The organism is Paenibacillus sp. OAS669 (genome assembly GCF_014873645.1).
GTDB classification, from domain to species: domain Bacteria; phylum Bacillota; class Bacilli; order Paenibacillales; family NBRC-103111; genus Paenibacillus_S; species Paenibacillus_S vulneris.
Map to the genome: position 1 here is coordinate 818,516 of NZ_JADBDR010000001.1, position 21,446 is coordinate 839,961.

17 protein-coding genes are annotated in these 21,446 nt (G+C 46.8%); 5 read left to right on the forward strand and 12 right to left on the reverse strand.

The features are described from left to right. Nucleotides 1–42 precede the first annotated feature (42 nt). The 10 genes from GGC63_RS03270 to GGC63_RS03315 form a co-directional block, all read right to left on the reverse strand. On the reverse strand, nt 43–855 hold the full coding sequence (locus tag GGC63_RS03270) for a barstar family protein (protein ID WP_192701076.1): 813 nt from the start codon (nt 853–855) through the stop codon (nt 43–45). A gap of 301 nt (nt 856–1,156) precedes the next feature. Further along, nucleotides 1,157–1,474 carry a hypothetical protein gene (locus GGC63_RS03275; RefSeq protein WP_192701077.1) on the reverse strand — a complete coding sequence of 106 codons (318 nt, stop codon included), beginning with the start codon at nt 1,472–1,474 and terminating at the stop codon, nt 1,157–1,159. Nucleotides 1,475–1,711: 237 nt separating this feature from the next. After that, complete coding sequence (locus GGC63_RS03280) at nt 1,712–2,329, reverse strand: metallophosphoesterase (RefSeq protein ID WP_225947878.1); 618 nt, start codon at nt 2,327–2,329, stop codon at nt 1,712–1,714. A 52-nt stretch (nt 2,330–2,381) separates the two neighbouring features. After that, complete coding sequence (locus tag GGC63_RS03285; protein ID WP_192701078.1) at nt 2,382–2,873, reverse strand: HXXEE domain-containing protein; 492 nt, start codon at nt 2,871–2,873, stop codon at nt 2,382–2,384. 706 nt (nt 2,874–3,579) lie between these two features. Beyond that, nucleotides 3,580–3,741: a hypothetical protein gene (locus GGC63_RS03290; RefSeq protein WP_192701079.1), complete on the reverse strand. Its 162-nt coding sequence runs from the start codon at nt 3,739–3,741 to the stop codon at nt 3,580–3,582. A gap of 42 nt (nt 3,742–3,783) precedes the next feature. Next, nucleotides 3,784–4,530 (reverse strand): DUF4184 family protein, encoded by a 747-nt coding sequence (locus GGC63_RS03295; protein ID WP_192701080.1) that lies wholly within the window; start codon nt 4,528–4,530, stop codon nt 3,784–3,786. A 163-nt stretch (nt 4,531–4,693) separates the two neighbouring features. Beyond that, on the reverse strand, nt 4,694–6,070 hold the full coding sequence (locus GGC63_RS03300; RefSeq protein ID WP_192701081.1) for an MFS transporter: 1,377 nt from the start codon (nt 6,068–6,070) through the stop codon (nt 4,694–4,696). A gap of 84 nt (nt 6,071–6,154) precedes the next feature. Beyond that, the gene (locus GGC63_RS03305; RefSeq protein WP_079908469.1) at nt 6,155–6,730 is read right to left on the reverse strand and encodes a TetR/AcrR family transcriptional regulator; all 576 of its coding nucleotides are present in this window, start codon (nt 6,728–6,730) and stop codon (nt 6,155–6,157) included. A gap of 212 nt (nt 6,731–6,942) precedes the next feature. Beyond that, a complete protein-coding gene (locus tag GGC63_RS03310; protein ID WP_192701082.1) occupies nt 6,943–11,712 on the reverse strand; it encodes an S-layer homology domain-containing protein in 4,770 nt (1,589 codons plus the stop codon). A 719-nt stretch (nt 11,713–12,431) separates the two neighbouring features. Then, on the reverse strand, nt 12,432–12,875 hold the full coding sequence (locus GGC63_RS03315) for an SgcJ/EcaC family oxidoreductase (RefSeq protein ID WP_192701083.1): 444 nt from the start codon (nt 12,873–12,875) through the stop codon (nt 12,432–12,434). A gap of 233 nt (nt 12,876–13,108) precedes the next feature. Here GGC63_RS03315 and GGC63_RS03320 point away from each other — a divergent pair, with 233 nt between their 5' ends. The 4 genes from GGC63_RS03320 (at nt 13,109) to GGC63_RS03335 (ending at nt 17,858) form a co-directional block, all read left to right on the forward strand. Then, nucleotides 13,109–13,603 carry a MarR family winged helix-turn-helix transcriptional regulator gene (locus GGC63_RS03320; RefSeq protein WP_192701084.1) on the forward strand — a complete coding sequence of 165 codons (495 nt, stop codon included), beginning with the start codon at nt 13,109–13,111 and terminating at the stop codon, nt 13,601–13,603. 312 nt (nt 13,604–13,915) lie between these two features. Beyond that, a complete protein-coding gene (locus GGC63_RS03325; protein ID WP_225947879.1) occupies nt 13,916–15,520 on the forward strand; it encodes a spore germination protein in 1,605 nt (534 codons plus the stop codon). Next, nucleotides 15,517–16,710 carry a GerAB/ArcD/ProY family transporter gene (locus GGC63_RS03330; protein WP_192701085.1) on the forward strand — a complete coding sequence of 398 codons (1,194 nt, stop codon included), beginning with the start codon at nt 15,517–15,519 and terminating at the stop codon, nt 16,708–16,710. The genes GGC63_RS03325 and GGC63_RS03330 overlap by 4 nt, the downstream gene beginning before the upstream one ends. After that, nucleotides 16,707–17,858: a Ger(x)C family spore germination protein gene (locus GGC63_RS03335; protein WP_192701086.1), complete on the forward strand. Its 1,152-nt coding sequence runs from the start codon at nt 16,707–16,709 to the stop codon at nt 17,856–17,858. The genes GGC63_RS03330 and GGC63_RS03335 overlap by 4 nt, the downstream gene beginning before the upstream one ends. Before the next feature lie 43 nt (nt 17,859–17,901). Here GGC63_RS03335 and GGC63_RS03340 read toward each other — a convergent pair whose 3' ends face one another. Further along, nucleotides 17,902–19,167, reverse strand: coding sequence for an MFS transporter (locus GGC63_RS03340; RefSeq protein WP_225947880.1), 1,266 nt, complete (start codon nt 19,165–19,167; stop codon nt 17,902–17,904). A 297-nt stretch (nt 19,168–19,464) separates the two neighbouring features. Between GGC63_RS03340 and GGC63_RS03345 the strand changes: the two genes are divergently transcribed. Beyond that, nucleotides 19,465–20,043: a TetR/AcrR family transcriptional regulator gene (locus GGC63_RS03345; RefSeq protein ID WP_192701417.1), complete on the forward strand. Its 579-nt coding sequence runs from the start codon at nt 19,465–19,467 to the stop codon at nt 20,041–20,043. A 101-nt stretch (nt 20,044–20,144) separates the two neighbouring features. Here the strand turns inward: GGC63_RS03345 and GGC63_RS03350 are convergent, their stop codons facing one another. Beyond that, nucleotides 20,145–21,032, reverse strand: a complete 888-nt coding sequence (locus GGC63_RS03350) for a fructose bisphosphate aldolase (RefSeq protein WP_192701087.1) — start codon at nt 21,030–21,032, stop codon at nt 20,145–20,147. Nucleotides 21,033–21,446 lie beyond the last annotated feature (414 nt).

The following is a 21,446-nucleotide window of genomic DNA, read 5'->3' on the forward strand; positions in this document are numbered from 1 at the left end:
TCTTATGTCATCCACGAATCTTCCCCAATCTTTATGATTAAGCTAGGATGAAAAAATCACCGGAATGTTATGTCTATTAAAAACTTCCAACAATGATATTAAATAAGCTCTATTGCCGTGTTTTGCATTATCTCTTTGATCATCATGCTCATCATTTATAAAAACATCTGCATGATTCCAATGGATTGTGAAGGGAGGTCTTGCCCCGAAACCACCGCATAAACAATCAGATAAGCTATCCAAACAAACCCCAAAATACCCCCCCGGCCCATTGACCGCTTCTCCTAGTGCACAGAAAAAGGAGGTCCTATCCTTAATATGCAATCCATCTAAATGATAAATTTCACCTGACTTATCTTGCTTATTATTAGAGTTATTAGAGGATGAACAAAAATCATTGAAAAGCCTGATAACCTCAAGCCATCCAAGGCGCTCAGAGCTTGTTAAGTTAACCCACATGTTATACTGATCTGGCTGAGCTGTTCTCCATTCATCCCATAAGACCATGGCTTCTCTACTTGCCGCGTAAAGGAGAGTTCCTGCTAATCGCGTATGCTGCCCCTCCCAAAAGCCAATCTTACGACAAGAAACAGCTTCATCTAAGCCAAAATAATAAGCACCGATGTTTACACCGGAGTTATTCAAAATGGTCAGCTGCAGGTTGCCAATATAATATTTTTTTCCTAACCATTCCTTTTTGAAGATTTCACTAAATTGGAAATTTAAGAGTGTGATCCTATTCAAAGATTCGTCATTGATTACGATGAATTCGTCCCCGGTTAAACCTGCGATATCGTTACAAGATCCAATTGTTAATCCGCTCTCATCATCGATTATGGAAAATTTATTATTCATATAGGCCCCCAGGCAATTGAGATGAGACTTGCTCAAATAGGGATAAATAGGTCTATTAATTTATTCAACTCTCTATATTGCTCCTTAGTGAACGCTCCTACTAAAATACCTTGGTCTATCTCAGCATAATACAATTTACGGTTACTGCCGTTCTCCTCGAGCAGGTCAGAAAATATTTTGAATATAGAAATATCCGCCCAATCATCATTTACTGTCAAATCATATTTCTTGCTTTCCCCATAAACCTCGAAGGAAACCCACGCTCGATTATTCTCTATATCTACGAAATCCGATATATTTTTTATTGGATATCCGTTTTAACTAATTCGCAAATTCTCTCTATAATCCTTATGTAATCACCATGATCCTCAATGCACTCCGTATCTAAATACCAGATATCATTGCTGATATGGGAAAATCCCCCGTCAGAAAGATACGTTTCTGAACCTAAAGAAATGAGAAGGAGTATATAGGGTTTTTCTTCATATTTATCCTTCGTAATATCTTGTAGTAAAATATCTTGGGGAATATTCTCAATAAGCTTAATTCCTACTTTATCTAATTCCTGCAGTTGATCCTCAAAAGTAATATTTGATTTCCTTTTAAACCACATAAACATGAATCGCTCCCTAGAGTGCTTCATTTGATGTTAAATACATTCAACACGAGTTTTCTAAGAATATCTTGTTCCGAAGCTGTTACCCAGATAAAACTATCTTCCGTTATGTCTATGGAATTAGCTTGATCTGATTATCAGTTAGGCGAAGATTCCCTCGATGTTCCATCACTCAAGCCTCTCTATTTTGTTATAAATTACCGTTTCTTTATTATTTAATTTAATATCAACATGATAATGTCAAAAATACCATTGTTTATAAGAAATCCGTTGTTTAATTGTCTCCAAATAATGAATTAGTGGATCCTTATTGATCTTTCTGTTCGTAAAATGTTCCAACTTCTCTATTAATGAGGCCGGACAAGTATGTGTCAGTACTATATCCACATTCCAATTATGCTTTGAAAGGTTATCTATACCTTCTTCATATTCCATTCGGTTTGGTAGTTCTCTTGACCACCAGCTGTAATTTTCTTTCCTATACTCCCGGTCATGGGAGCTCGCGCCGCCAAAAGTAAAAAACTTCATTCCATTTATTGTGAAAATTTGTCCTCTCATTAAATGGATAATACTTTCGTTAATCCTATGAACCTTGCCTCCATTCCAATATTCAACGGGGTATTGATCTAAAATGTTAAAATTCTCGTGGTTTCCATCAATAAAAAGTGTGGTAAAATTCTTCTTGCTAAGCCACTTTCTCCAATACAATTCATCGTTTTTGTTATGCCATATTAGCCCAAAGTCTCCAGCTACAATTACATAATCCTCTTTAGTCAAATGTTTATTCTGGGGAAAACGTTTTTGGTTTAATTTACTTATGTCTATATTTCCATGCAAATCGCCAGTAACATAAATCAATGAATTCACTTCCTTGAAGTTCTACATTCCAACAACCTTCGAAAACTCCTCCCTACCCACTAGCAACCAGCTTCTTGCCAATTTTGTGCCCAGTTAGAACAATGGGAATAAGGATCAAGCCAAACGCTATGCTCACAAATACTTCATTCCAGCTTACCAGCGATTCATTCGTCATTCGATACAGCACATAGCTTGTAAATGGAAGAACAACCAGCACTGCACTAACGACCCCCGGAGTGTAAATCCTAAGCAGCAGGGATTGCCCCAGATGCGTAAATACATGAATAAAAAAAATCGTGATAAAAGCCAAATATCCCCAATACTCGCCGCGCTCTGCTGCCAAGTAGGTTACGAACGTTAAAGGAATAAATTCAATCCATACAGCAACGGCAAACTGGCTGCTGGTTATATTCAGCATTGGTTCTGCTTTTGTTTTTAACCCGTTAGGTAACCGACTTAATATGGTTTTCTTATGCTTCTTGATAACCGGATCCACCCAAATAATTTCTTCCAAGTCGTGTATGACGAACATAACCAAGGACATCCAGATTAAACCGTTTAGACTTATTAATGAGTCGATAGATTCTATCAATGAATATCACTGCCTTTATTTAGTTGGGTTCACTGCATTCACGTATTCGTATCCCTAAAAAGCATAAGAAGAAATGTTCTTACTTCCTCGAATAAGTCTATTTTCTCTTTTCATGAACCATTTTGGGATACTCAACCAGGAATAAGAATTCCCATTTACTCATGAATCCCTCATCGAATACTCTATTATAGTAATTTATATGAATCTTCCAGAATTCTTCCGAATTGCAATAGTGTGTTCCTAAAATAAATGAAGGATAGTTATGTACCGAACTCGCCATTATTCGCACTTTATCAAATTCCTGCAATTCAAGCTTTTTATATATTTCCTCTAGTATATAAATTATTGGCTCAACACTAATCTGGACCCGATTCATATTAAAATTCCCTGTTTTAACCCAAAATGAGTTTAATTCGGCAATCACTCTATTTCTGCACGTATCATTCCTAATCTTATTCAATCTAGCAACAAGCGTACGTATGGTTCTAAAGTCAAACTTTATATCTTTATTAAGCCAATCTAAAATTACACTTATTATTTCCTTATGTACGGGGTTCTCAGGTTCCGATCTAATAAAGATAAATAAATAAAGCAGTGCCCTCATGAATTTGCTCACATATCTTTTTCGGAATATAATCTCGCACCTTCCTTCACTGCATTATACTTTCCACACTCTCTCTATATCTATCAACTTCTCTTCGCTGAATTCCATTCTATAAACCATTTCTTTACGATGTTCATAAACAAGTATTTCTTTACCCAATGAATCGGCTAATTTAGGAGATTGACCATGCCTCACCATGTAAATGATAGTCTTCATACATACCTCCGCGTTGATCATGATAAGAATAAAGCCGCGGTGTTATCCCTTATTATTATTCCTCCCGAAAATAACACTCGCTGCAATCAGCCCTATGAAAAATCCTGATATCGATGAGACCACAATAATTCCTGCAACATTGGTGCTTGAAGTAAACAGCAGCTTTGCGATGACGACAGCTATCCCTGTAATCAATACGACTAACCAATAATAAAGCTTTCTCTTCGAGTCTATTTTTCTAAAGTTTTTTGCAGTACTCGGGGTTTTGATTAGCAGCACTACTATTAGAAAGCCCTGGGCCGCCAAACCAATGAGAGATAGACCGTATTGAAGCAGCTTATATAACGGGACGGATCCATACGTTTTTTGAAGAACAGGATACCTCATAACAAAATAACCAGCTTGATGAGTGAACGCGTCCACAAAAATGTGACTATAGAAGCCGAGTGCAACGGAAACGACAAATACAATCCAATTCTTCACATTTCGAAAATCAAAGTATCGGATGAGATGGATCGCTCTGACATCTAGATGAAACACAGAAGGCAGATGGGCTGCTAAAGGTTTCATTATCAGGTGAAGCAGGATTAATAAGATTACACTTATGGGAAGCGCCTGCAATAAAAGTCCCTTGTGGGTATGACCTATCGTTTGATAAGGCTCCAGCGCAATAAAATACTCATAATCCGGAGACATGCTTCCGAGAATAAGTCCTATTAAACTAAAATATCGGGGCCTGATGTATTTAATAGGCAACGAATACAATGGGTGAGCAAATGTAAACGGCAAACCATCACTCCTTGATAAAAAGACTCAGCTTATGAAAACCCGCACTTTCATCATAACATTCGATGTAAATATTGGAAATGAAAAAGAGGCCCGCAAAGTCTTTGCTTAAGACTCAGCGAACCCTTTTTTCCAGCCCCATCTGCTATAAGCCGCGATACCGCACTCACCCTTGTTTTCTTACCTCTGCTCTGGTACGGGAAGCGCTATATTGAAAATAGTAAGCCATGAAAATAAGCACATGCAACCCGCCGAGGACGAGATAGATATTGCTGAATATAGCTCCTCCGGGAGTGAGATTCAACGGATTCCAGGAGTGTGTGGTCCGGATATCCAATATGGTGCTGTACACCCCTGTTCCAATCGCTTGTGAAATGAAGTTCAGCATCGAGAACATCCCCATGCCGACTCCCGTTTGCTTCGGCTCCAAGGTTCTGGAGATGGTGTTGGACATCGTAATCATCATATAGGACTGGCCTACATTCCCGAGGATCAGAATGGCTGACACCCATAACGGGGAGATCCCTAAGAAGGCTGAGAGCAGCAGGAAGCATGCAATAAGAAGCAAGGATGCCGTGTTGAAAAGAAAGGCGTTGCCTCTGGCATCTGCCAGCTTTCCGCCTTTGCGGCCCAAGATAGCGGATGCAACGGCTGCCGGGACCATCGCCATGCCGATCCACTGAGGAGACAGCTGATGGACTTGTGACAGCAGCAATGGGGTAATAAAGTACAGGGACATCCCGATGCCATTGATGATAAATGCCAGTACTACCCCTGAAGCATACGGCTGATGCCGGAACAACCCCGGTTGAACGAACGGTACGGCCGCCGTGCGGATTCGCCATATAAAGCCTGCCGCTGCGATCAAGCCGCCTAACGCAAACCACCATCCCCCGTTGGTAACACTGATTAAAAGCAGCACTACGGTAAGCGCTAAGGCTAGGCCGCCTATCCAATCGAAGGGAGCTGGAGTCCCCCGCTCGTCCCCCAGATGCTTGCGGTAGAAAGGAAGTGTGATCAGAATGAGCAGCGGCACGGCAAATAGCCACCTCCAATGGGCAACGCTCACAATAAGAGAGGATACGACCGGTCCAATAGCGCTGCCGAGCGCTAACCCCGTAGCCGTCATCCCTAGAGCCACCCCTCTCCGTTCAGGGGCAAAATAGCGTACGGGAATCAGCATTGCCGTTGCAGGAATAGCGGCCGCGCCAGCTGACTGAATACATCTTCCGATTAACGCCATGACGAAGGTTTGGGAGCACAGACCGATCAATGAGCCGACTCCGAACAAGACGAGCCCGAAGGTGATGACGCTTTTCAGCTTATATTGATCGGCCAGCTTCCCATAGGTTACCGTTCCTACGGCATAAATCAACGTATAGGCCGATGAAATCCAGCTAACCTGAGCGATGGAAAGCTGAAACTCCTCACTCATTTCCGGCAGGACAATGTTAAACATGAGAGCGCTCATCGAGGACAGCATGACCGTAAACATCAGGATACGTATCAGCGAGTCCCCTTGCTGCTTTACATCCGTATTCATAAGCTTTTTCCCCTCCAGATGTTCTTTATTATATGATTCTTTGTTGTGTGCAAGTACTTACTTACATCACAGTTAAAAATAATACTAGGGGGTTAATGCCCTAGCAAAGGTACGTACGCTTTCCTCAATAAATGCATTCATCGGGGCTGCGGGAAAGCTCGGACTGTCCGAGTGGAGATTGCTGACGAAGGCTCCGTAGTTCATCCACATAAACGACAAGGCCTGCAGCTCCCAATTCGCTTCGATCAGCTTTCCTTTTTCATGCATGGTCTGAAAATAGTTCGCCAGCAGCTCTTTCAATTTCTGAGGGTGTTTATTTGCTTTTTCCCGAAACTCCGAAAAGACACTCCCTTCTTTAAGGGCAATCTGGATGATTTTCCGGTTGCGGTTCATCGCCTCATGATAGGTACGGCTGATCAGGAGCAGATCGGCGTGCAAATCCCATACAAGCTTTTCTTGAAACAGCCTTGTCATTTCTTCACTGTAATGATGCTGATGAAAGGCTGTCTCCAGAAGATTTTGCTTGCTGCCAAAAAGCCGAAACAGCGTCACTTCGTTCACTCCGGCTGCGGCTGCAATTTCTTTGGTAGAGACGCCGTTGTACCCTCTCTCGGCAACAAGCTCGATCACGGCCGTAAGCAATCTGTCGCTGCTGCTCATCTCCTTGCTAATGCGGCTCTCCTCCTTTCTTTTATATGCAAGTGATCACTTACATGTGAAAACATGGTAAAACTTTTCCGTTCAAAAGTCAAGTGTCTTTTCCATAACCCTCCCCTCCTTATCACGGGTTGAGCAATAACGGATGTAAGCAAAAAAACACCTCTGCCCTCTCTCTTCATTGCGGAGGGGCAAAGGTGTTCCCTAACTCTTTGTTAATTCATTAACTGTGCATATTGCAGAAGGCGTTTGACCATAACGGCGGCTTCGGCTCTTGTTGCATGTTCCGCCGGAACGAAGGTACGGTCCATCATCCCGTTAATAATGCCCGCGTTCACAGCTTGTGCCGTCGCCTCCTTAGCCCATCCGCTAATAGACGTTTGATCCGTGAATTTATCCAGAGCTTTGATGTCGGCAGCAGGCTGCTTAGTAGTGATCTTCATTGCTCTTGCAACCATGACCGCCATTTGCTCGCGGGTCACGTTGGCATCCGGATTGAATGTGCCGTCCTCAAAGCCGTCAACCAGACCTGCTTTGGCAGCTGCACCAACCGCACCTGCATACCAGTCGGTTGTCTTTACATCGTTGAACTTGGCCGCATTGTTCTCGGAAAGTCCCAACCCGCGAACCAGGATCGCTGCAAATTCCGCGCGGGTAATCCGGTTATCCGGCATAAAGCCGGTATCCGTCATTCCTTTGACTACTAGCTTGGAGGCCAGCAGCTCTACATCGGCTTTAGCCCAATGATTGCTCATATCGGCAAAGGTTTTGGAGGACTCTGCTACTGCATAAATGCTGTTGCCCGGACGCTGGATCATCACTTGAGTGGAGCCGCCTGCAGCGGTAAAGATCGCAGGTACAAAGCTGAACTCTCCGTTCGACGGGTTATACAGCACGGCTGTTGCCTTCTTCGCGTCCACCGATTTGCCGATGCTCATCGTTCTGGTTACATAATGAAGTCCAAAATCATTTACTGCAGCCGATTTTCCTTTGCCCTCTACGGTAACTTGAAAATCAACTGCTCCCGACAGGAGCGTCAAGTCGGCTTGCTTGGCTCTATCCTTGATGTCCCCCAGAATCGTATCATTAACCTTTTCCATCGTAATTGTAATACTTAAATCTTTCATGTCTACACCAAGTGACTTGGCCATTCCAGCAAAATCAACCGCTTTAATCGGCAGATCATACGCAACATCGCCATACTTCATGGACAAGATCAATGCAGGCAATTTGGACAACGCATCCGCCAATGGCTGAGCTGGAAGCAGGAATTTCGCTGTCGCTGCGTCACCACTCTTTGCTTCGATGGTCAATTTGGTTGCTGTGGAGCCATTAGATGTTAGTGCCTCCAATGCTTTGGCCAGCGTCGTTGTATCGAGAGCTACCTTCGCGATCGAACGGCCGTCAGCCACCTTCTCCATAACAGGATCGAGTGTCACCGTCTGTGTCCCGTCCTTGGAAGGCTGTACGCTTGGAGTACCGGTTCCTGCAGAAGTTCCGCCTGAGCTTCCACTGCTGCCTCTGCCACTGCTTACTGCATAAGGCGTGACAGATACTTCACTTGAGTTGAAGCTTTCCCCCTTAGCATTGGCGGCTGTTACAACATAATAATACTTCGTCCCGTTTAATAAGCCGATATCCGTATATACATTGTTTGTTACATTCGCAGCTACTGTAGAATAGGCTCCGCCCGCCGTCATACTGCGCTTCACATTATAATAAGTCGCACCGCTGACCGTATTCCATGACAAAAAGACTTGGGTGTTCCTTGGTACCGCTGTAAGTCCAGTTGGTGCCGCGATGACACCTGGCTCTGGTGTACCTGGGTCGGTCGTTCCTGGATCCGTTGTACCCGGATCGGTCGTGCCGGGATCGGTTGTGCCTGGGTCGCTCGTGCCTGGATCCGTCGTGCCTGGATCGGTCGTGCCCGGATCGGTCGTGCCCGGATCGGTCGTGCCAGGATCTGTTGTACCTGGATCTGTAGTGCCTGGGTCCGTACCCGAAGACGGTAATGTAGTGACTTTAAGCGTCAATCCGCCCAGTGTGGAATATACGGAATTATAAACAGACTCGCTTACAGCCCTCACCCTGAATGTATAATCCTCATTTGGCGATAGATTAGTTGCCTTATAGCTATAGACATTAGTGGCTACCGTTGCTAGCTTGCCGTTTCCTTGATAGATTTCGTAGCTCGAAGCCGGCAGGTTCGTGGTTGCGCCGCCCCAGTTAAGATCGACGCTGGTATCCGTCTTATTCACAGCCTTTAATGCAGAGGTCCCTACAAAGGAAATAGGTCCGAAAGCCTTCACTTCATTTACATTAATGTCTCCGTCCACTTCATCAACCGTGAATTTTATAAATCTTGCATTGACGGGAGCAGGGATCGTAATTCTCTCCGCAATTTTAGAAATTGCCGGATTGCCGTACTTTCCTTGACTGACGCGGTCGTCGGTCACGATTTTAGTCCACTTGCTGCTGTCAGGATCTGAGAATGCCTCTCCATCCGTTGCATAGTAGAAAGACACCTTTTTCAGCTTGTTCTGATAGCTGTAATATTCAAACGTATTGACCGGAGTGGTTTCTCCGATATCAACCATCATCCATGCCGATGCGGAACCTTTGAGAGCAACCCAGCGGGAACTGTCCACGTCGTTATCCAAAGCTTTACCTGCACCGTAGCTGCTCGTATCGTCATTCCAGACTCTAGAATACTGAACCTCCTTGTTAAACAATAGGTTATCGGAAGGGTTTCTGATCCCTGTAGTTATAATCTGTCCTTCCGCAGCTGCTGTCGACGGAGTACCCCGTCTTATCGAATACACCTTCACCTGGTACGGCATGCCTGGAGAAAGGTCTTTAATCGTATAACTGGTATCCTTATAATCATTAGCGATAGTTCTTTCATAACCGTCCGTAGCCAATACGACCTTGTAGCTCTGCGCATCCGATACGGCGTCCCAGCTGATGTTAATCGATTTATCCGACACAGCTGTCGCTGTAACCGATACAGGAGGGTTAGGGATGATCGGATTTCCGTCCGTATGCAGCACCTTAGCCTCACTTTCCGCGGAAAGCATCGGTTTGAACGAATACGGATCCGTATAAGCGGTTCTCACGGTAAAATGATACTCAGCACCAGGATCTAAATTCGTCAGCTTGAAGCTGTTCGAAGCCGCATTCTCTACGAATGGTTTTCCGTTATCATAAATCACGAAATAATCAGCAGGCACCGGATCCCATGAAATCGTTGCTTCTGAACCCCCGGTGTAATCTACTTTTACATTGTTTGGCGTTTGCGGTGCGTTATAAATCTCCAGCTCCGTTAAACGCGGAGGACCTGTCATTTGCGCTGTCGTAGTGCCGGCTGTGTTGGAACCAGAACCATTTTCGAAATAAAACTTTACATATCTGGACGAATAGGTTTTTCCAAGATCGATGACGTATTGTTTATCTGCCGTATCGTCTCCACCGCCATTAGCAGCGTTAAAGTAAGTCCAATCTTTGCCGCCATCTGTATACAACGGATCTACAGGTGTGAATGAAACGGATTCCAAAGCCCCTGCGTCATGATCAGCCGTATCATCCGTTATGGAGACGTTAACATATTTCAATCTCAAGGTTTTTGCAAAAAGCTTCGCTTGGTTAAAGTCCATTTTCTTCCCTAAATCAACAATGACATTCCCTTTTTTGGAGCTTTCGGTACCCATCCAGCTTAAGTCGCCAAGTGCGGATGTATTATTCAGGGGTACGGCAGTCAAGTTCGTATATTTCACCGGATCCACTTGTACGCCGTCCGTTAGTCTCTCCGCTTTTGCGTTGGCTACCTGGAGAGCATTCCCCGTTTTAGCCCCTACATTGTAAGCCTTTTTATTATAAGCAAGGTTTACGGACGACACGCCTACGGCTGACTTGGCTACCGTCATATCGGCAAGATAAATTTTGGCATCCTTGACATTCGGGTTCGATTTGTCCGCTTTGCGGTAAATCCCCCATTTCGGACGGTTAATCATATTGGACACTGCAGGATAAGGCCCTTCAAAGGTCTGATTGTTATACTTGATCTCGGGACGTCTCCACATGTCCAGAACCCGGTTCGGATCGTTATATTCCATGATTACTTTGCCGGTCGCTGCATCCTTCATGGTCATGGTCACCCAGCCATACTCGGAGTTGAGCACTTTGACGGTAATATCGACCCACTTGTCCTTAACGGAGTTGAGCGGCACGCTCGCAAGCGTTTCTTGCCCGGCATCCGTTCCGATATCCGCATAACGGAACTCCAGATTCTGAGTCGCCGACGACGATATTGTGAACGTTAATATTGGATTGCCATCCTCGGAGCTGGAGAAGTTCGGGTAATTCGCCGCATCATGAAGCGGTAATTTGTTGCCGACTAGACCGAAGGAATTGTAAGCCTTGTACTGGAAAATATGAAAAAAGCCGTCGGGCTTCTGAATATCCTTATCGATCTTGAGCTTCCAGTGAAAAGCCGTGATTTCATTTTCAACCGCTACCAGGTTCCTGCTTTCTTCCCCCGGCCTGATTTCAATTCTTTGTCTATCGTCATTGCCGCCGGTAAATTGACCGGTTGCCGGATCATACTTCGTTCCATGCAAATAACAGGTATAGCAATCATTACCGTTGACCTCGACTTTGAATACTTCCTGTCCCAATGCGGCGTCATATACATTCTCTACATGCCTGGCCGCTTCGGGCAGGATTTGTCTTACTGTTTTGGTAGCACCCTCAACAGGATTATCCGTGCCAAATGCCTCTCCAAAAACATCAAAAGGCGATCGGTTAGGATCTGCGTCAATATGGACGAAATTACCTCCATGACTTGCTATAAAATCCGGATCCAGCACATCAACACCGGATGAACTGCTTGCGGATACGGAAGGAGCATTCCATATACCGGAACTGGTGACCATCAATGCGGTCAATAATATCGCCGCTGTTTTCTTGAAACGCATAAAACCATTCATTGCAGTTTGACCCCTTTCCTCATAAAATCCATGATGAAATGACCCTGATCGGCGGAACCGTTTACAAAATAGTATGGCAGCGATCGTCCCCCCTCTTCCTGTTGCTTCATTCATTGTAGGATACAAGCGTATGGCCGGGGATGTCATTTTTTATGATAGGGGTGGTTTTTTTTATTATTATCCCGGCTGCCCGGAGTCCTCGGACGAGCCTAATTTGCAGCAATCAATTCGAAAACAGCCAAGCAGCTCGGTGAACTGCCTGGCTGTAAGCTTACTCCTGCCTACCCGCAATACGAACAGAGATAAGGAAGGCTCCGCCGATCCAGATGCTTAATCCCGGACAGAAAGCATCGGCTCCGAATCCCTGAAGGGCCCTCCCCACGATTAGTATCGACATATGAATAGAAGAGGCGGCTGTCAGAAGATCGACTACGAATAGGGCTATCGATAAGGAAAAGGAACGATAAAATACCGATTTTGCCGATTTGCTGCTGATTAGAATATGACTGCCATCATTCCACCATACCTTTGATACCACCGCAGCTCTATTGAAGGGAATGTTAGTCATTTACACGGTGTTAGTTCTGCAAGCATGGCCCAAGCAAACGTTACCGAAGGCACAATAGTAACAGGAATCGCAACCGTGCCTCCCGTTTCAATACATTCGTCTCTCATGTTGTTTGAGGCCGATTGGTACCCCTTGTCTCAACAGCTTCTTGTCATTTGCTCACCTTCATAAATATTTTTTGCATCAGGCTCGGTCCTGAGATTCTGCTGTTCTGAAACGCCGCTATGACCCACTTGCCGTTCTGTTTAACAACCATGTTGGTATTTATAGAGTCTCTTTTGCTCGGGGCCGTTTTTTGCCATCTTAATTTGACGACGCCAAGTCCATGGAAGATCGCTGTCTCCGGCGATAAGAACCGGATCTTCTTGATCTCTCCTTCCAGCGTAGACCCCCGTAGTACACCGTTCCACAGCTGTTGATGGGTTTCGGCAATTGCTTTTCTTCCCTGCAAATGTTCCCCCTGAAAGGTCACATAATCGGCATCTTCTGTAAAACAAGAACCGTAAGCCGCTCCATCCCCACGATCCCATGCCCATTTCAGCTTTTGAAAAAGCTCATTAATCTCTGCAATATCCTGCGAATGATTCCTATCCATGCTAATCGCTCCTCTTTTTTTATTTCCACCCGTCACCGGTCGGATAGGCTTAAATAAGCCATTGAACTTCAATGAGAATCAACCCATTTGTCTTACCACGATAAGATTTTTGTTCATTCAGACCACTTGTGATATACTTGGGAGGAACAAAATCTTAATACATAAATTTTCTTCATCAATTAATTATCTTAACGAATCAAGATATATTTTTATCTTAATGCGGAGGTATGAAAATGTCAAGGGATAGTTTACCTTTTGCCGAGCTTTCATCAATACAGCAGGATTTACTCCACGAATTGCGGCAGAACAGCGCACGTGCCGTTATGTTTCACCAATTGATTTCCGAGAAGCTAGGTTTGAATGCCACCGATCACAAATGTCTGGATTACTTGAATGGAATCGGGCCCGCGACAGCCGGACAGCTGGCACAGCTTACCGGTCTTACTACGGGAGCCGTTACGAGCGTAATCGACCGTCTGGAACAAGCAGGCTATGTTGTTAGAGATAAGGATCCGAAGGATCGCAGACGCGTCATCGTCAAACCCGTACCGGAAGGATCGGCTCAAATTTCACCCCTGTTCCAATCGGTCATGCAATCGACTCTCCAGATCCTCTCGCAATATACAGATCAGGAGCTGCAGTTGATCCTTACCTTTATCAAACAATGTAATGAGATGACGCTGACCGAGATGACCAAGCTGAAGAAGGACAATGACAGCGAACCGTAAGCAAGCTCGGCTACGGCAATATTGGCAGGCCTTTGCCTTATTTATAGGCAGAGGCCTTAGTTTCGTTCTATCGATGCTGTATTCAGACCGTCTATCCTCCCTTTGTATCATGTTGCATATGCCCTGCTCTTGTGCCGCGAAAACTCCCGCCATCTTCCTTGTAGTATCCACCGATGACAGCCGCTCCCAAAAGCCGGATATCTTTAGCCTCTGGATGAGCTCCATCTAATGATGCCAAACGCTTAAACAGCAAAGTAAGCTTGCATAAATTTGGCTGTTCAGGGAATGTCTAAACATAGGAGGGATGCGCTTATGTTCAAAGATATCCGCAATCCGATGTCTTTCTTGAGACAAAAAAAACGGGCGTCGGACGAAGCTAAACTGGATGAGAAGCTCAACCAGATGGAGCAAATTGCGATCAGCCACCAGCTGGAGCAGAACATTCAAACGCTTCACAAATCTTTGGGCAAAAGCGATGATCTAGTCATCCGCCATTTTCATATCGGGGGAAATCCGCGATACGCTGCGGCGCTGGTGTATATTGACGGATTAACCAATGCGGTCATTATTGATGAATTTATTTTAAAAGCGGCAATGTTCAACACCCGTGAAGGCCTTGAGCCTGATCCATCCGCCGATTCGAGCCGTGTGTTTGATACGCTCAAGCAATACGGCTTGCCCATTAATGAGGTTGGGGAAACGAACACCTTGAACAAGGCGATCCGCAGCATTTTATCGGGGGACACCGTCTTTCTTATGGATGGAACCGATACAACGTTTCTGTTGAACACCAAAGGCTGGGACAAACGGGGGGTCGAGGAGCCGAGAACGGAATCGGTCGTGCGCGGCCCGCGCAACGGCTTTACTGAAACGCTCAGAGTCAACACGGCACAAATCCGGCTTCGTCTGAAGGACCCGTCGCTCGTTATAAAAAATATGACCGTCGGAAGAAGGAGCAATACGGATATCGCCGTCATTTACCTTGATGGCGTTGCGAACATGAAGATCGTGAACACGGTGATTCAAAGAATTGAGGCAATCGACATCGACGCCGCCATGGAAAGCGGATATATCGAGCAGCTGATCGAGGACGCCCATTGGACTCCTTTTCCCTTAATTCAGAATACGGAACGGCCGGATAAAGCGACCGCCAATATACTGGAAGGAAAAGTGATCATCTTATGCGACGGTACGCCGTTCTGCCTCATCGCTCCTGCTGTGTTTTCCCAGTTTTATCACAGTCCCGAGGATTATTACGAACGGTTTCTCATCGGCACTCTTATCCGGCTTATCCGCTTCCTGAGCATGGTTATGGCCCTGCTGCTGCCTTCTCTATACATCGCCTTCAGCTCGTTTCATCCGGAGATGATCCCTTCGAGGCTGGTCATCGCGATGGCGGCGGGACGCTCCACCGTTCCTTTTCCTTCCATCGTCGAAGCATTTCTAATGGAGGTAACGATGGAAATATTGCGGGAGGCCAGCGTTCGGCTGCCCGGACCGATCGGTCCGACAATTGGCATTGTCGGCGCCCTGGTCGTCGGACAAGCGGCGGTACAGGCCGGCATCGTCAGCCCGATCATGGTTATTGTCGTCGCTTTGACGACGATCGGTTCCTTTGCGGCCCCGAGCTACAGCGCCGCCATCGCGCTCCGAATGTTGCGATTCCCGGTCATGATCGCCGCCGCGTTATTCGGATTGTACGGGATCATGCTGTTTCTGATCTTGATCATTATCCATTTGTGTTCGCTCAAATCGTTCGGCGTTCCTTACCTGTCCCCTCTGGCTCCAAGCAAAGTATCGGATATGAAGGATACGGTCATCCGCGCTCCGCTGTACTGGATGAAGAAACGGCCGAAAATTTTTAAACCGAAGGATGAAAATCGAATGGGCCCTAAGGAAGGAGGGACAACAAATTGAAGCATAACGGAGAGCAGGAAAATGATTCGTCCAATACGATGACCGTACGTCAATCTTCTTGGCTCATAGCAAGCACCATTATCGGTGTCGGCGTCCTCACCCTTCCCCGCAGCTCCGTGCACTATGCCCGGGAAAGCGGCTGGCTTTCGACCATTCTGGGTGCGATGCTATCCATGCTGGCGATGTACATCATTACGTCGCTGGCCAAACGGTTCCCATACCAAAGCATAGTCGAGTACGCCAGACAGATACTGGGGAACTCCAAGCATCCCGCAGTTGGCTGGATACTCAGTCTTCCTGTCCTCCTTCCGTACTATGTGTACTGGGTGATCAGCACGGCCATTGTTGCGAGAATCTTCGGCGAAGTGGTGGTAACTACCGTTCTGATTAGAACCCCTTTGGAGGTGATTATCATCTCCATGCTGCTGGTAGCCTTTGTTTTTACCTTACATGATGTGCAGGTGCTTGCGCGTGTCAATGAAATTTTGTTAGTCATCATCGTCATTCCGATATTGGGTATAGCTCTCTCCTCTTACCAGAGTGCGAATCTGGAAAATTTATTTCCGATGTTTCGTGTGAGCTGGTTCAACTTCATGAAAGGAGTCGCATCATCAGCTACCTCCTTTCTAGGCTTTGAGATCATGCTCATGTTTCTGGCTTACACCGCAGCCACTCAAAAAATTATGAAAGCCAGCATGTGGGGCATAGCCATACCGGGAATCGTGTATGCCTTGATCGTCATTGCGGGGACAGCTGTGTTCGGTGTAGATGAGCTGGAGCTGCTCGCCTGGCCTACCCTGGAGCTGGTCAAAACGACGCAGGTGCCGGGATTAATCCTGGAGCGTGTGGAATCCGCCTTCCTGGGCGTATGGGTAGCCGCCGTATTTACATCGGTCGGTAATACGTATTATGCCGGCTCACTTCTGTTGAGACAAATGTTTCATCTGAAAGGGCACCGTCTGATCGCGCTCTTCCATCTGCCCCTTTTTTACTGGCTGGCGATGTATCCCCCAAGCACGACGAAGCTGTTCGAGTACTCCGATTACTTGGGGTATTTCGGCAGTACGGTCGCCTTTACCATTCCCGGCATACTTTTGTTGCTGGCTATCATCCGAAAAAAAGGCTCGGGAGGCAAAAACAAGGAAGCAGCAACCAGTCCTCAGATTAATTTGGGGGGCGGTAAAGAATGACCTTCAGGCATCCTGTATTCAAATGGGTTCTGCTTGCCTGCCTGCTTGGCTTCCAGCTCCTGATGACCGGCTGTTGGGATCGGCGTGAAATCGAGGAGCGCACCTCTGTCGTAGGTATCGCGATTGACAAATCCAAGGAGCATCCGTCCCATTTGCTCGTAACGGTTCAAATCCCCATCCCGATCAAAATAGCCGGAGCCAGCGGCGGGAGAGCGGGTGGCGGCAAACAAGCGGTTCGGGTGATGAGCTCGGAAGGAAAGACGGTTGTCGAAGCGTTTCAAAATCTGCAGAAACGGCTGAACCAAGAGCTGTTTTATGGACATACGAGGGTCATCGCCATCGGCGAAGCCGCTGCCCGTGAGGGTGTCAACCATATATTCGATCCATTCCGCAGAGATCCGCAAATCCGCCGGCTGCTGTGGCCTTTAATCGTAAAGGGAGAAGCCCGGGATCTGCTGAAGGCCGGTCCAAATCTCGAGCAAATCCCGATCGTATACGTCATGACCCTTATAGAAAATGGAGCCAAAAGCGGCCGAATCCCGGACATGAACCTGGGAAAATTTTATATCGATCTGACCTCCAAAACGCGCGACCCGTATTTGAATTACGTCGAAGTGAAGGATGACGATATAAGGTGGGAAGGAGTGGCCGTTTTCCGCGGGGTACGGATGGTCGGCGTTCTTCCGGGCCAGGATACGTGGCAAATGCTTAGAATCCGGGAAAGGAAAAGCGGGGGCAACATCACCTTCCCCTATCAGGGGAATCCGAGCCAACTGATTACCATCAATACGGAGTTCGTCAAATCCCGGAATGAAATTTCTTACGTCGACGGACATGTCGTCTCCAAAACACACATCTCTCTGGAAGGAGATTTACTGGAGAAAACATTCGGTTCCAATCTTTTCAAAGAAGAAGAAATCGCCAAAATGGAAAAGGATGCCGAGAAATATTTGGAGAAAGAAGCGAAGGTTGTTATTGCCAAGCTTCAGAATCAATATCGTTCAGACATCCTCGGGCTTGGGAGCAAAATCCGTTCCTTTCAACCAAAAATATGGGAAAAGCTGGACTGGAAGGAGGATTTCCCGAAAGCCGAAATTCAAATCACCTACGATATGAAAATCCGGAATACAGGAATGGAAATGAGGTAGGGCTGGCAGCAGGCCTCCCGTCTATTATCCTGCCTCCTTTCCATCATCTCCCCGTCCGGGTCCATGCCCAAAAGATAATGGCACAAGCGCTGACCGAGCCGCCCAGTATACATACGCCGCTCCAGCCGGCGAGGGAATAAGTGAGGGTGGATGCAATCGAACCTGTCGCGCTGCCGACCGAATAGAAGATCATATAAGCCGCAGTCAGCCGACTGCGCGATTCCGGCCTTACGCTTAGGATCATGCTCTGATTCGTGACATGCACTGCCTGCACGGCAAAGTCCAGGATAATGACTCCAACGATCAGTATCCACAAGGAGGATTCAACCAAACGAATCAGCCCCCATGACGCGAGCAGCAGGATAAGCGCAACCCCTGTTGTCCGCTGCCCTAATCCGCGATCCGCCCATTTGCCTGCCTTGGCCGCCGCCAGCGCCCCCGCTGCTCCTGCAAGCCCGAATGCCCCAATCGCGCTATGTGAGAGAGAAAACGGCGGCGCGCTGAGCGGCAGAACAAGCGAGGTCCACAGAACACTGAATGCGGTAAATATGAAAAAAGCCAGCAGCCCGCGGATACGCAGCGTTCGTTCCTCTACAAACAGTAAGAGTACCGATTGAAGCAGCTGCCAATAAGACAGAGGTGAATTCTCGTGTTCCTTATTTGGCAAAGCCCGAAATAGCAAGAGGATCATAAGGAGCATCAAGGATGCTGAGACAAGATAGACCGAACGCCATCCGGCAAGGTCCGTCAGCAATCCGGCCACGGTTCTGGCAAGCAGAATGCCGATAACGATCCCGCTCGTTACCAAGCCTATGACCCGTCCGCGTTCGTGCGGAGAAGCCAGTGCAGCCGCGAAGGCCACAAGTGTCTGAGTGACCACGCCCAGAAACCCGACGAGAGCGATGCCCGCAAAAAGTACCGTACCTGTGGGAGCCAGGCCTACCACGGACGAAGCCAGGACTAAAAGCAGCATCTGCCCTAAAATTAACCTCCGCTGATTCAACAAATCTCCAAGCGGCACCAGCAGGATCAATCCTAACGCATAGCAAACCTGCGTAACGGTAATCACGACGCCGATGGTTGAAGGGGCGATGCCAAATTCGTTTGACATAGCGTCGAGAAGCGGCTGAGCGTAGTAAATTCCGGCCACCGCCATCCCGCAAGCCACCGCAAATGTCAGCGCCGTACGGCGAGATACGGAGCTAGCGGCCAAAGGAGAGTTAATCCCGACGGTACCCTCGTTTGCGGCCCTTCTATCCCGGGCTGCTTCCTTCATGCAGGCCGATGACGTTTGTTCAAGCTTTTCCATTCCTTTCTCCCACCCTCTTGTGTCATTATGCAGCATAGTTACATACCGTTCGGTACATAATTAAGTTGAAAATAACATAACTTAGCGTCATCCTTGTTGTCAAGTCGTTAAACGGACGTTATTGTTATGTATTAACTTTCCCTCGCTACCTTCTTGCTATAAATATTCTTCTTCACTATCAGAGTCTCATTGACATTGTGATGGCTCGGGGATACAATAATAACGTACCAATCGGTATGAAATATTTTTTTCAGCAAGACGATTTTGAAAACAAGCTTGATGGAAATGAGGGGTATGATGGTTCGGCCTCGCGAATTTGATGAGGAGCAGGCGCTGGATGCAGCCCTGCAGCTATTTTGGGAAAAGGGGTACGAAGCTACTTCGTTAAGCGATCTGACCTCCAGAATGGGGATTCAAAAACCAAGTCTTTATGCTGCCTTCGGAGATAAGAAGGGTTTGTTCGAAGCCGCCTTGCGCAAATATACGAAAACTCACGCCATACACGTTCGAGGTAAGCTGCAGCAGCCTTCGGTGAAAGAAGCGTTCCGCGCATTTCTGGAAGGCGTTGTAATGGAGGAATACCGGGAAGGCCCAAGCCGCGGCTGCTTTTGTATCAACACAATGGTCGAGCTTGCCCCCCACGATGAGAAATACGAAATCCTGACAAGGGAGCATCAAATGTATCTCTCCGCTTTGTTCCAGGAGACGATTGAGCGGGGAATAAGATCGGGCGAGCTTTCCGGTGAATTGAATGCTAAAGCGCTGGCGCAGACCTTGGTCGTTTCCTTAATCGGACTGACCGTCCTGCTCAAATCCCGTCCCGACAAGTCTTTCGTTGACAATAGCATTCATTCCATCCTTACCTTGCTGAGATAATCTGCTGGCGCTATAGACAGCTCCGCCTCCTAAGCTGCCGTAAAAAATAGCCCCACGAAGTGGGGCTAGGCTGTTGAGCACACTTGCGCCTTTCACCGGAATCAAGTTATGGACGCTTCGTAAATCGATTGTATGGAATGAGACAGCTTCGCATTGAATTCCTCATCGGTCTGCTGGGCTGTTAACCCCTCCGATAAGGCGCGCGAAAAGCTGGCGATCAACCCATGGTTGCGGGCCAGTTTTTCATTAGCCTCCGTTTGATCATAGCCGCCGGACAAGGCAACAATCCTTACGACATGCGGATCGTTCATCAAATCGCGGTAAAAATCCGGCTCCGTCGGGATGGAGAGCTTCAGCATGATACGCGCATCCTGATCCAGCGCGGACAATTGTTTGTACAGCTCATCTTTTAACAGCTGTTCTGATTTCAGCTTGTCCGCACTATGAATATCCACCTCAGGCTCGATGATCGGTACAAGCCCCGCCGACACAATCCGTTTGCCGATTTCAAACTGCTGCTCCACCACGTTTCGAATGCCTGCGGCGTTTGCTTCCTTAATAACGGAACGCATTTTGGTCCCGAAAATATGTCTTTCATTCGCCCGCTTCAGCAGGCTGTCCAGATCAGGTATCGGCTTCATAAGCTGTACGCCCTCTTCCAGCTCAGCCAGTCCTTTGTCTACCTTCAAAAAAGGCACGATGCCTTTTTTCTCCCATAGGTAATCGGCCGTAAATAGCTGATCTATCATGCGGTCCATCGTATTTTCAAACAAGATCGCACCTAAAATATACTTCGAATCAAAAGCGGGACTCTTGATAATGCGTGTTCTCATTTCATGAACCTGCTCAAACATTTCTTCCTCATTGGAATAGCTGTTTTCCTTAATACCGTACTGAAGCAGCGCCTTGGGAGTGCTCCCTCCGCTCTGGTCCAACGCTGCGATAAACCCTTTTCCGGTATGAATTCGATCCAATTGCTCCTTGTTCAATGATAATTCTCCTTCCTTTTCTTGGAATAGACGACCTCTAACCCGGTACCTCGGAATAACCATCTTCGTAAGGCTTACAACGGAAACAACCAGTAACGCAATCAAGAGCTTGTGAACAGTCTGCCTGCCGAAGTCACACCTGCGTAAATCGCAAGCCGGTTAGGCATGTCCATGTATCGAGATCACTGGAGCAGTTTTATTGTACACCAAAAATCATCCCTCAACCAAACCGAAGACTGCCCTAGAATCGCAGGAAAAGGATGAAAGGACTCTGATCAAGGCTATTTAAGAGGAACGACTGCGTTCCAGGGAACCTCGGAATTGAAAATTTATGATTTCAAAAAAAAGGTTATCCTGCAAGGAAACCATAAGATTTCCTGCAGAATAACCTCTCCTCATGATTGGAGCATTACA

Coding starts and splice junctions, on each gene's coding strand:
- GGC63_RS03285 (WP_192701078.1), bottom strand. CDS start 2,873: ATGTCCTTGGTTATGTTCGTCATACACGACTTGGAAGAAATTATTTGG.
- GGC63_RS03300 (WP_192701081.1), bottom strand. CDS start 6,070: ATGAATACGGATGTAAAGCAGCAAGGGGACTCGCTGATACGTATCCTG.
- GGC63_RS03310 (WP_192701082.1), bottom strand. CDS start 11,712: ATGAATGGTTTTATGCGTTTCAAGAAAACAGCGGCGATATTATTGACC.
- GGC63_RS03320 (WP_192701084.1), top strand. CDS start 13,109: ATGTCAAGGGATAGTTTACCTTTTGCCGAGCTTTCATCAATACAGCAG.
- GGC63_RS03340 (WP_225947880.1), bottom strand. CDS start 19,167: ATGGAAAAGCTTGAACAAACGTCATCGGCCTGCATGAAGGAAGCAGCC.
- GGC63_RS03315 (WP_192701083.1), bottom strand. CDS start 12,875: ATGGATAGGAATCATTCGCAGGATATTGCAGAGATTAATGAGCTTTTT.
- GGC63_RS03275 (WP_192701077.1), bottom strand. CDS start 1,474: ATGTTTATGTGGTTTAAAAGGAAATCAAATATTACTTTTGAGGATCAA.
- GGC63_RS03270 (WP_192701076.1), bottom strand. CDS start 855: ATGAATAATAAATTTTCCATAATCGATGATGAGAGCGGATTAACAATT.
- GGC63_RS03335 (WP_192701086.1), top strand. CDS start 16,707: ATGACCTTCAGGCATCCTGTATTCAAATGGGTTCTGCTTGCCTGCCTG.
- GGC63_RS03305 (WP_079908469.1), bottom strand. CDS start 6,730: ATGAGCAGCAGCGACAGATTGCTTACGGCCGTGATCGAGCTTGTTGCC.
- GGC63_RS03290 (WP_192701079.1), bottom strand. CDS start 3,741: ATGAAGACTATCATTTACATGGTGAGGCATGGTCAATCTCCTAAATTA.
- GGC63_RS03325 (WP_225947879.1), top strand. CDS start 13,916: ATGTTCAAAGATATCCGCAATCCGATGTCTTTCTTGAGACAAAAAAAA.
- GGC63_RS03345 (WP_192701417.1), top strand. CDS start 19,465: ATGGTTCGGCCTCGCGAATTTGATGAGGAGCAGGCGCTGGATGCAGCC.